General features: G+C 54.7%; 5 protein-coding genes. All 5 read left to right on the forward strand.

Annotated features, from left to right (window positions below; genetic code table 11):
- Positions 1-332 precede the first annotated feature (332 nt).
- Complete coding sequence (locus GTGU_RS16125; RefSeq protein WP_038159234.1) at positions 333-2,558, forward strand: type I secretion system permease/ATPase; 2,226 nt, start codon at positions 333-335, stop codon at positions 2,556-2,558.
- Positions 2,559-2,609: 51 nt separating this feature from the next.
- Complete coding sequence (locus GTGU_RS16130) at positions 2,610-3,968, forward strand: HlyD family type I secretion periplasmic adaptor subunit (RefSeq protein ID WP_425427480.1); 1,359 nt, start codon at positions 2,610-2,612, stop codon at positions 3,966-3,968.
- A 5-nt stretch (positions 3,969-3,973) separates the two neighbouring features.
- A complete protein-coding gene (locus GTGU_RS16135; protein ID WP_038159239.1) occupies positions 3,974-5,830 on the forward strand; it encodes a TolC family protein in 1,857 nt (618 codons plus the stop codon).
- 461 nt (positions 5,831-6,291) lie between these two features.
- Positions 6,292-7,575, forward strand: a complete 1,284-nt coding sequence (locus GTGU_RS16140) for a TolC family outer membrane protein (protein ID WP_051857378.1) — start codon at positions 6,292-6,294, stop codon at positions 7,573-7,575.
- A 103-nt stretch (positions 7,576-7,678) separates the two neighbouring features.
- On the forward strand, positions 7,679-11,671 hold a 3,993-nt coding region (locus GTGU_RS16145), incomplete at its 3' end, for an Ig-like domain-containing protein (RefSeq protein WP_038159246.1).

An 11,671-nucleotide genomic window follows, 5' to 3' on the forward strand; every position in this document is an offset into this window, starting at 1 on the left:
TAAACCCTGGGTGCGACATGAATATAACGGTTTATTAATAACAGAAAGATATTCTTAATGATATTTTTTGGATTTTGTTATTTATTTGTTTTTTCGGCTTTGCGGTTTTTTTTATGTGGGTAAATAGAGAATTTCTCTCAATTTTCACGTTACACAACGTTGGTGGGGAACTCTGTAACCTCCTAATTTTTCTTATTTTTAGTGGGTGTTAAATAAGTGTATTCCTAGACGAAAATTGAGCGGGAATAGCGGGCGTTGTGATATAACAAGCAGAGGAAAAGCAAAGTAATTATCGCATCGCTTTACAGTATTATGTAGGCCAGGGAACCATAATGAGTGTTCAGAATTCTGCGGCTGAAATGACCTCCTCTTCTCATTTTGAAAATATAGAAGACCACGGAAAAGATTCACTTCTGTGGGGCGTGGAGTGGATTTGCGCGCATCACACAAAACTGGTAAGTAAGGAAGTTTTATATTCCGGTTTGCCTCGCACCGAAAGACTTGATCCAGAAACGGCCTTGCGCATGCTGGAGCAGGTCGGTATTTCTGCGGGTTGGGTAAAGCGCGATCTCAATAAACTGTCTTCTTACCTTTTTCCGTTGCTGATTGCCCGCAAAGACGGAACCTACTGTATTCTCACCGCCCGTCGGGGAAAACGCGGTCAGCACCTGTATCAGGTGGTGGTCCCGGAGAGCGGCGGAGCGTTAATGCTTGCGGAAGCGGAGCTGCTGGAAAACTACGCAGGTTACGCCATGGTGGCGACGCCGAAACCGAAACTGGATTCGCGTGCCGACGATCAGCTGCTACCCAAAGGGCCAGGCGAAGGCCACTGGCTGTTTTCGACGCTGTGGCGCTATCGACGCTATTTTTACAGCGCGGCACTGGCGGCGCTGTTGGCGAACGTACTGACGCTGGCGAGCACCTTTTTTACCATGAACGTCTACGACCGCGTTATCCCGACGCAGGCGTATGTGACGTTATGGTCGCTGGCGGTGGGCGTGATTATCGCCATCGTTTTTGAATTTACCACCCGCCAGGTACGCACCTGGCTGATTGACGTCGCCGGCAAAAAAGCGGATCTGATCCTCGGTGCGAAGTTGTTCCGCCAGGTGATGGCGATGCGCATGGAGAATAAACCGCAATCCTCAGGAACGTTCGCCAACCAGTTGCGTGATTTTGAAGCGGTGCGCGATTTCGTCACCTCCGCGACGCTGGCGACACTGTCGGATTTGCCATTCTGCGCGTTGTTCATGTTCATCATCTACATGATTGGCGGCGCGCTGGCGTATGTGCCGCTGGCGGCAATCCCCATCATTCTCATTGCCAGTGTGATTATCCAGTGGCCGCTGGGCCGCTACATGGAAGAGAATATTCGTGAGATCTCGCTTAAGCAGGGGCTGCTGATTGAGAGTATCGAAGGGCTGGAAGCGCTAAAAGCGGCGCGTGGCGAAGGGGTGATGCAAAAACGCTGGGATGATTTCAGCGCCATGGCGGCGGCATCCTCCATGAAAACCCGATACCTGTCGATGCTGACCTCGAACTTCGTCACCTTTATTCAGCAAATCAATACGGTGTGCATCGTGGTGTACGGCGTTTATCTCATCCATGCCGGTGACCTCACCATGGGGGCGATGATCGGGGTGGTGATCCTCTCTGGTCGTTGTCTGGCGCCGCTGGCATCAGTGGTCGGACTGGCGCTGCGCTATCAGCACGCAAAGACCGCGCTGAAGTCGCTGAACAATCTGATGGATGCGCCTACCGAACGCGATCCGAACATTTCGTATCTGCCGACACCGAAATTCACCGGCAGCATGCGGCTGAAGAAAGTGTCATTCGCCTGGCCGGTGCCCGGCATGATGGTGCCGATCCGCGTACTGGAAAACATCAATATCAAGATCACCCCGGGGGAGCGTATTGCGATCCTCGGCAAAATCGGCAGCGGTAAATCCACGCTGTTGCGCGTCATGGCGCGGTTGTTTCAGCCCGCGAGCGGCCAGGTATTTATTGATGGTGTGGATGCGACGCAGGTTGATCCGGCTGACTGGCGTGCGGCGGTGGGTTATGTCGGTCAGGACTGCCGGTTGTTTTACGGCACGCTGCGCCAGAATGTCATTATCGGTAACCCCAGCGTCAGCACGGAAGAGTTTTTACGCGTCGCCACCATGACGGGTCTTGACCATATCGCCGCCAGACACCCTCTGGGTTATGAAATGCCGATCGGTGAGATGGGGAATGGCCTGTCCGGCGGACAGAAACAGCTGGTGGCGCTGGCGCGTTGCCTGTTGCTGCGACCCAAAATATTGCTGATGGATGAGCCGACAAGTTCCATGGATGCAATGACCGAAACCCTGTTCCTGCGCCGCCTGAAGGAGGCGACAGAAGGGCAGACGCTGGTCATCGTCACACACCGCATGTCGGTGTTAAGTCTGGTTGATCGCCTGATCGTGCTGGAAGACGGCCATGTTGTGAAAGACGGACCCAAAGAGCAAGTGATCGCCAGCCTCAACGAAAGCACGCAGAAGAAGCCACAGGCACCGATGCAGTATCGGCCGAAGTAACTTGATGAACCCCTGACAGACGGTTTCTGTAGTAGATATAAGGTAGGGATGATGAGTAACGAAGATGTGAACGATAGCGCATCCGACAAAACAGTAAAACTGGTGACGAATGACTCCTCTCCGGCGCTGAGAAAAGTCGGCGCGCCTTCACCTGCGGCAAAAAAGGCTAAGCCACAACAGGAACCGCAAAAGCAGGTCACCGGAAAAGTTAAATCGGAAGATCTTAAGTTCATGCATGATCTGCAGGGGGCGCTGATTTCACAAAAGACCCCGTTCAGCATGATCATGCTTTACCTCATTGCGTTTATCGTCGTTGCCGCCGGGATCTGGGCGCACTATGCCCGCGTGGAAGAGATAACCCGCGGTGACGGCAAAGTGATCCCCGCCAGCCGTGAACAGGTGATCCAGAGTCTCGAAGGCGGCATCCTCGAACAACTGAATGTGCACGAAGGCGATGTGGTTGAGAAAGGGCAGATCCTGCTCAAGATTGATCCGACGCGTGCCGGGGCCAGCTATGGCGAATCTCTGTCGAAAGTGCAGGGGCTGAAAGGCAGCATTGCACGTTTGCGCGCGGAAGCGTATGGCACGCCGCTGGAGTTCCCGTCTGACATCGCCAACATCGCCTCTATCGTGCGCGATGAAACCCAGGCCTACAATGCGCGAATCAAAACTCTGAACGAAAGTGTGGATGCGCTAAGACGCAGTCTGGCGCTGGCGCAAAATGAAGTGAGTCTCTCTGAACCGCTGGCCAACAAGGGGCTGATGTCAGACGTGGAAATTTTGCGTCTGAAGCGTCAGGCCAACGAATTCCGCTTACAAATCGCCGAACGTACCAACCGTTTCCGTGCTGACGCCAACAGCGAACTCAACCGTCTGGAATCTGAACTGGCGCAGGCTGAAGAGATCCTTCGTGGACGGCAGGACGTTATGGACCGCACCACGGTCGTCGCGCCGGTACACGGCACCGTCAACAACATTCGCGTCACTACTCGCGGCGGGGTCATTCAGCAGGGCGCTGAAATCATGACCATCATTCCACTGGAAGACAACCTGCTGGTGGAAGCGAAAATAAAGCCGTCTGACGTGGCCTTTATTCACCCTGGTCTGCCGGCCACGGTGAAAATTACCGCTTATGACTATGCCATTTATGGCGGTCTGAGCGGCGTGGTTGAACATCTCAGCTCCGATACCCTGATAGATGAAGAAAAAGCACGAATGGGCCGTGGTGATTCGACTTACTACCGGGTGTATGTGCGCACAGATCAGGCCGCGTTGCATGTGAAAGACAAAGTGTTTCCAATTATGCCGGGGATGATAGCCAACGTAGAAATCAGGACCGGCGAGAAGACCATTCTTTCTTATATCCTCAAACCTGTGCTGAAGGCGCGTGAAGCGTTCAGGGAGAGATAATCATCATGGCATATAAAAATAAAAACCACCGTTGGGCGAAGGTGGCGACAGCTGTTGCGATTTGTTTACCGTGTTCCTCTGCAATCATCCCTCTATTTGCGCAGGCGGCTGATCGGTCGCTCTCCGCTTTACCAACGATGCGCACGCAGTCGCAGTATATGAGTGAGCAAAAAGCGGCGGCGGCACAGTCGAAGAGCGTTGCCAGCTCATCACAATCGGCGCCGTCGATATCGACCTCATCGACGCAGACGCCACGATCAATCGCGCCAGTGCCTGCGGTGCCAGCGATAACGCCACCACCGGCACCGGTCAGCCCGCCACCCGTAAACCGTAGCAGCACGCCGGACGAGCGCTATGAGCGGATCACGGCACCCGCGACTGTGGAGAATGCCGTATCGGCGCCACCGCCGGAGAAAGCAAAACCGGCCTTTGTGCGCCGTGAGGATGTTCAGAATACGTCAGAAAACAGAGCGGTATTGAAGAAAAACTATGATTACTTCCCGCCTGTCACCGAATATTACAAGCCCGATCCGGCGTACAACAAAGTGCGCTGGCAGGGGCAATCAGAGAGAAGCAGTGGCCCCCGCGACATCACCAGTATGTCGCAACAGCAGTTTAAAGCGTTAAGTGATAACCCGTCGCGCGACTTTTTGCGTCAGATGGTGGTCAGAGCGCTGGCGTACAGCCCGGAAATGCGCGCTTCTGCCGCCGAGGTGCTGGCGACGGAGTATAGCGTTGATCAGGCTCGCGGTCAGCGCTGGCCGCAGGTGACATTGGGAGTGACCTCACCATTCACCACCGTTGGCGGCAATGCGTCCACGAATCATAATTCACACATCAGCGATACCAGTGGATCGGTGTCAGTGACTACCCCAATCATCGACTGGGGACGGATCAGTAGCCAGGTTAATAACGCGGAAGAGACAGCAAAATCCGCGCGCTATGACCAGGATCACTCCCGCGAACAGCTGGCCTACAACACCATTTCTGAACTGATGAACCTGAGTCGTTATCAGCGTAGCCGGATGGTGGCGAAAGCCTATGTGGACAGGATGCAAGAGCTGGTCAATATGCTGTCGCAAATCACCGAGGCGGACCCGGGGCGCGACAGCGAGCTGGTGCAGGCAAAAGCGAAGCTGATGTCGGCGCAGGCGAACATGGACAACATTGAACATCAGGTCAGTTCCAGCCGGATCAGACTGGTACGCCTGTTAGGCGTCGAACCGGTGGTTCCGGAAGATATCTCCTGGCGCGACACGGTGATCCCGGCATCCACGGCCATTGCCTCGCTGGACAGGAATCCGATGATGATGAGCCTGCAGGCGAAGGTCCGGGCGGCTGAGCATGAAGCGGAAAGCATCAGAGCCTCCAGCCTGCCGCAGGTCAACTGGGTGATTTCGAAAAGCACTGCTAAAGACGTTAACGGCAATGAATCCGGCTGGTACACCGGTGTGAACGTGGAATGGAATGCGTTCAGCGGCGGTTCCGAACGGGCGGCGCAGATGTCGGCGCGGGCGAGAGCGAATGCCGCGCAGCAACAATATGAAGTCAGCTATCGCGATCTGGAATACCAGATCAATAACCAGATTCAGATCCGTGATTCGTCTTTCTTGCGTGCCGATGATTATGATCGTCTGTCTTCAGAAACTGATCGCGTACGGCAAATGTTTTATGACCAGTGGTATCACCTGGGAAAAAGAACATTGCTGGATGTGCTGACCGCCGAAAATGACCATTTTAATAATCAGCTGTCGGCAATAAATAACCGTTACGATGGTTATATTTCTAACATCAACGTTATTTCGAGCGCCTCCATGCTGCTCAATTGGGTCGGCATTAGCAGAAATAACGATGGTGAATAAGCCTCATGGCATGAGCGTGGGGACTGTTTTTTTTGTTGCATAAATGTATTAAAAATTAAGATTATTTATTTAATTATTGTTTTGTTTATGTGTTTTCCGCTAAGAATTATGTGATCAAGATTCTTAAACGGCCTTAAATGACACCGCAGAGACGCCGGTTCGGATGATCTGCTGACAACATTATTGTTCACCCCCCAACGCTTTGTGAGGTTACGCCGCAAGGGTAAGGCCTCGTTTTGCCTGTTATTTTTATTTCACACCTCGCCATCCCCTCGTATTTAAGATGATATAAGTCTATTTCCCTTTTCTGTCACATTGCCATCCTTCAAACTTGCGGCCATTCAACGCTGCCCCGCAGTGATAGCTATTTATCTTATGCCAGGTGTGAATATTTCGCCTGAATATCATTAACTGTTTTTAGGATATTTATTTTGAGCACTCGTACTATCTTGCCATTCATAATGTTGTCGCTCTCACTTTGGGGCACAACATTTTCAGGTTTCGCTGCGCTGGCAAGTGTCGAAGAAACCAATCTGAAAGAAAGTATTCTATTTGCATTTGACCGCGACCCTTCTGTCAGCCAGCAAGCGGCACAAATGGGGATCGGCCAGGCGATGACCGACGAAGCCAAAAGTGGCTGGATGCCGCAGATTGGTCTCACTGGCAGCACCGGTCACAGCCAGACAACAGACTCCAGTGGTTCGCTGAAAAACTCCGCCTCCTGGGGGCTGACACTGACACAACTGGTTTACGACTTTGGTAAGACGAATAACACGATTGCCCAGTCAGAAGCACAGCAGGAAAGCTACCGCTATGAGCTGATGGCAACGCTCTCAGACGTTGCGGCAAAAGCGGCGCTGGGCTATGTCGAAGTGAAGCGCTACAGCAAACTGGCGGACGCCGCGCGTGAGAATATCGCCGCACTGGAAAACATTCAGCAACTGGCGACGCTGCGTGCTAATGCCGGTCTCAGCTCTACCTCCGACACTCTGCAGACGCAAACCCGCATCGCCGGGATGCGTGCGTCGCTTGAACAGTATGAAGCCGCGCTGCAGAAAGCCAAAGCGGTACTGGCAGTACAGACAGGCGTGAGCGCGAAAAACTACGCTGAGCTGCCGGAAGCGCTCGAAGTGAATCAAACCTCAGTGGAAGATATCGATTACTCGCGTATCCCGTCAGTACTGGCGGCGCGTTCGATGGAAACATCCGCTGAGTTCGCTATCAAAAAGGCGAAAGCACAGCACCTGCCGACAGTGAGTCTGAAAGCGGGTCGTACACGTTATGAATCTGACAACCGCGCATACTGGGATGATCAAATTCAGCTGAGTCTTGATGCGCCGCTGTATCAGGGCGGGGCGGTTTCTGCCCGCGTTCGTCAGGCGGAAGGGGCGAAAGCGATGGCGGCATCACAGGTGGATCAGGCGCGTTACGACGTTCTGCAGGAAGCCTCTGCCGCTATGGCCGACTGGACCGGTGCACGCGGACGCGAAGATGCCGGTAAATTCCAGCTCATGAACGCCGTACAGACCCGTACTGTTTATAAAAACGAATATACGCTGAGTAAGAAAACCATTAATGACTTACTGAGCGTCGAACAGGATGTCTGGCAGGCAACCTCTGCAAAAATAAACGCGGAATACGATGGCTGGAGCGCGGCAATTAGTTATGCCACCGCCATTGATAATTTATTACCGCTGATTGGCATTGAGAAACACGCTGCGGAAAAGCTTCCGGAACTTAATTAATTCAATCACATACTCATATTGATGATTATCGCCAGGGATAGTCACGCATGGCGTGTCTCCGGCTCACACTGTCACGGAATATATAACCTGCATGAACACTATTATGAATACGCTGAAAACTGTAAATGTCATTAATCGCGCGACCGCGAAAAAAACGGTATTAACGGGCGAAGGTAATCTTTCTGTCGCGGTTTCCGCGGCATCGGTAATTGAAGTTCAGGCGTCGGCACAGGATGTCGTACGCTATGTCCGCCAGGGCAACGACTTATTAATTTATATGAAAGACGGCAGCGTGATCCGCTGTAACGGTTATTTCATCGAAGATCCTGAATCTAAACAGCACTCTGAACTGGTTTTCAATGATGAAAGCGGCTTAACACACGTCACGTTCAACGATGTGGGCAATGTTTCTGATCTGAATGCTGTAGAGCTGACCGCGCAAAGCACGCCAATCGACAGCATTGAGCCGTTTCTGACTGAGGCTGCCAGCGAAAGCGATACCCCGTGGGGATGGCTGGGCGCCGCGGCGCTGGGCGGCGGTGCGCTTGGCGCACTGTTTGCCAGCAACGGCGATGACGGTAAAACCGAGACCATCACTGAAACCGTGACCGAAACGGAAGTTGTTGATAACACCAAAATTCCCCCGACTTACAGCGTGACGGATAAAAAAGGGGAAAAACAGGGTGGGCTGTCTGCGAACGACACCACTGACGACAATACGCCGACTTTCAGCGGTACCGGGCAGCCAGGCGCAACCATCCAGGTGAAAGACAGCAACGGCAATACCATCGCCAGCGCAATGGTTAACAGCGACGGTATCTGGACGGTTAAGCTGCCGGTGCAGACTGACGGTCAGCATACCTGGTCTGTGGTGCAGATCCACGGCGACGAAACCACGTCGGCGGGCAATATCACGATCAACGTGGATACCACCACAGCGGTGATTTCTGTCGCGACCACGGCGGGTGACAACATTATTAATGCCAGCGAACATGTCGCTGGTTTTACACTTTCCGGTGCCAGCCAGCATCTGGCACAGGGCACGGCGCTCACTGTTTCCCTGAACGGCAAAACCTATACGACGGTGGTTGGCGCGAACGGTGCGTGGCAGGTTAGCGTTCCGGCAGCCGACGCGAGCGCGCTGACTGACGGCAACTGGACGGTAACTGTCAGCGGTCATGACGCGGCAGGCAATACCGTTACTGGCAGCCAGGCGATCACTGTGGATACGCAGGCGCCGCTGCTGTCGGTCGATACCATTGCCCAGGATCAGGTCATCAATGCGGCAGAACATAACGCGCCGCTGACCCTGAGCGGTAAAACCAATGCCGAAGCCGGGCAGACCGTCACGCTGACGCTGAACGGCCACACTTACACCACCACTGTTGGCAACGACGGCACCTGGACGCTGACGCTGGCGGCGAATGATGTTCAGGCGCTGGCTGACGGCAATCACTCGCTGACGGTGTCCGTGAGTGATAAAGCAGGCAACAGCAGCCAGACCACGGCAACGGTGGGTGTGGATACCACCGCACCGGTCGTGACCATCAACACTGTTGCAGGCGACGACATCCTGAACACTGATGAGCAGGGCATCGCGCAGATCATCTCCGGCCATGCGACTGGCGCGGCGGCAGGCGATGTCGTCACCGTACAATTTGGCAACCAGACGTTCACCGGCGTCGTTCAGGCTGATGGCAGCTGGAGCGTGGGCGTTCCGTCCTCGGTTTTAACGGCAATGAATAACGGCCAGCACACCATTACTGTCACTGTCACTGACGCGGCAGGAAACGCGGGCAGCGCGTCACACAACGTCACGCTCAACAGCACGGCGATTAACTTCACTGTTGATCCGGTAAGCCAGGACAACGTGCTGAATGCGCAGGAAGCGTTACAGCCGCTGACCTTGACCGGGACCAGTTCACTGGCAGACGGCAGCACCGTGACGGTGATGCTGAACAACGTTGCTTACACCGCAACGGTCAATAACGGCGTCTGGTCTGTTCTGGTGCCTGTCAATGATGTACTGAACCTCGCCGATACGCTTTACACCGTAGCAGTAAGCGGCAGCGACACCACCGGTAACACCGGCTCAGCGAACGGTACTTTCCTCGTCGATACGAAGCTGCCGCAGGTCATTATCAATCCTTTCGCCAGCGATAACCTCGTTAACAATGCAGAAGCCAACAGCGATCAACTGCTGAGTGGTCGTGTGACGGGCGCAGCGGCTGGCGATACGGTCACCATCACCGTTGGCGGCAACAGCTATACTGCCGTCGTTGCCAGCGATCTAACCTGGCAGGTAATGATCCCGTCGGGTGACCTCCTGGCGTTCGGCGATGGCGATCTGACCTTCACCGCTTCTGTGACCAATAACCACGGCAACACCGGAACTGGCGATCGCGATATCAATATCAACGCTTCTCTGCCGGGGCTGCGCATCAATACGCTGTCCGGCGATGACATCGTCAACGCCATCGAGCAGCAGCAGGATCTGGTGATTACCGGTTCCGCCACTCATCTGGCGCCAGGGACTCTCGTTAACGTCACCATCAACAACATCACTTATCAGACCGTCGTTGACAACAATGGCAACTGGCAAATCGGTGTACCCTCTGTGGATCTGCAGAACTGGAACGCTGGCCAGCTGGATGTTAACGCCAGCGCGCAGGACAGCTGGGGCAACCCGGTTGCAGCGAACGCCGCAGTTGAACTTGACCTCAACCCGGTGGCGATCGCCATCGATACGGTTTCCGTTGATAACATCATCAACGCCGCAGAAAAAGGCGTAGACCTGCTGATTTCTGGTCAGACACAGGGCGTTGAAGCGGGTCAGACCGTAGTGATTAAATTCGCCGGTCAGACTTTTACCGCGCAGGTACAGGCTGACGGCAGCTGGAACGTGACCGTTCCGGCAAGTGCCATGTCGACACTGACCGACAGCCGTGAACACATTAGCGTTAGCGTGACGAACGTCAGCGGCAACACGGCTGACGCAGCGCACGTGGTAACGCTGGACACTGCCGCACCGGTTATTACCATCAATACGCTGTCCACAGACGACATCCTGAACGCGACCGAAGCGCAGGCTGATCTGGTGATTAACGGCATGACCACCGCACAGGCCGGTCAGACTGTCACCGTCACTGTCGGCGGTATCAACTACACCGCACAGGTCCAGGCAGACGGCAGCTGGAGCATCACTGTTCCGGCGTCTGCGGTCTCTGCCCTGACTGATGGCAACACCGTCATCACTGCCAGCGTTAACGACATTGCCGGTAACCCGGCGTCTGCCAGCCACAACCTGACCGTCGATACGGCGGCTCCGGTGGTGACAATTAACACTGTTGCGGGCGACGATATCCTGAACACCACCGAACACGGTCAGGCACAGGTGATCAGCGGTTCTGCAACCAACGCCGCAGCCGGTGATACCGTGACCGTGACCCTGAACGGTAACAGCTACACCACCGTGATCGACGCGAACGGTAACTGGAGCGTCGGTGTTCCGGCAGCTGACGTGACTGCCCTGAACGACGGCACCAGCACCATCAGCGTGACCGTCACCACGGCTGCGGGTAACAGCGGCTCGGCAACGCACGACATCAACGTTGACTCGTCTGTGGCAAGCATCAGCTTTGATGCCATCAGCACCGATAACGTGCTGAACGCCGCCGAAAAAGGGCAGGATCTGATTCTGAGCGGTACCAGCACCGGCCTGACGGCAGGCACCACCGTAACGGTGATGCTGAACGGCACTGCCTATACCGCGACCACTGATGCGTCCGGCAACTGGACGCTGACTGTTCCGGCAGCGGATCTGGCTACACTTGGCGAAGCGGATTACACGCTGACAGCCAGCGCCACCAACAGCACCGGTAACAGCACCAGCACCACCGCGAACCTGCTGGTGGATGCGGTAGCGCCGGTGATCACCATTAACACCCTGGCCGTTGACGACATCCTGAATGCGACCGAAGCGCAGGCTGACCTGGTGATAAACGGCATGACCACCGCACAGGCCGGTCAGACCGTGACCGTCACTGTTGGCGGTATCAACTACACCGCACAGGTCCAGGCGGACGGCAGCTGGAGC

This window comes from Trabulsiella guamensis ATCC 49490, from assembly GCF_000734965.1.
Classification (GTDB): Bacteria; Pseudomonadota; Gammaproteobacteria; order Enterobacterales; family Enterobacteriaceae; genus Trabulsiella; species Trabulsiella guamensis.

Coding starts and splice junctions, on each gene's coding strand:
- GTGU_RS16125 (WP_038159234.1), top strand. CDS start 333: ATGAGTGTTCAGAATTCTGCGGCTGAAATGACCTCCTCTTCTCATTTT.
- GTGU_RS16130 (WP_425427480.1), top strand. CDS start 2,610: ATGAGTAACGAAGATGTGAACGATAGCGCATCCGACAAAACAGTAAAA.
- GTGU_RS16135 (WP_038159239.1), top strand. CDS start 3,974: ATGGCATATAAAAATAAAAACCACCGTTGGGCGAAGGTGGCGACAGCT.
- GTGU_RS16140 (WP_051857378.1), top strand. CDS start 6,292: ATGTTGTCGCTCTCACTTTGGGGCACAACATTTTCAGGTTTCGCTGCG.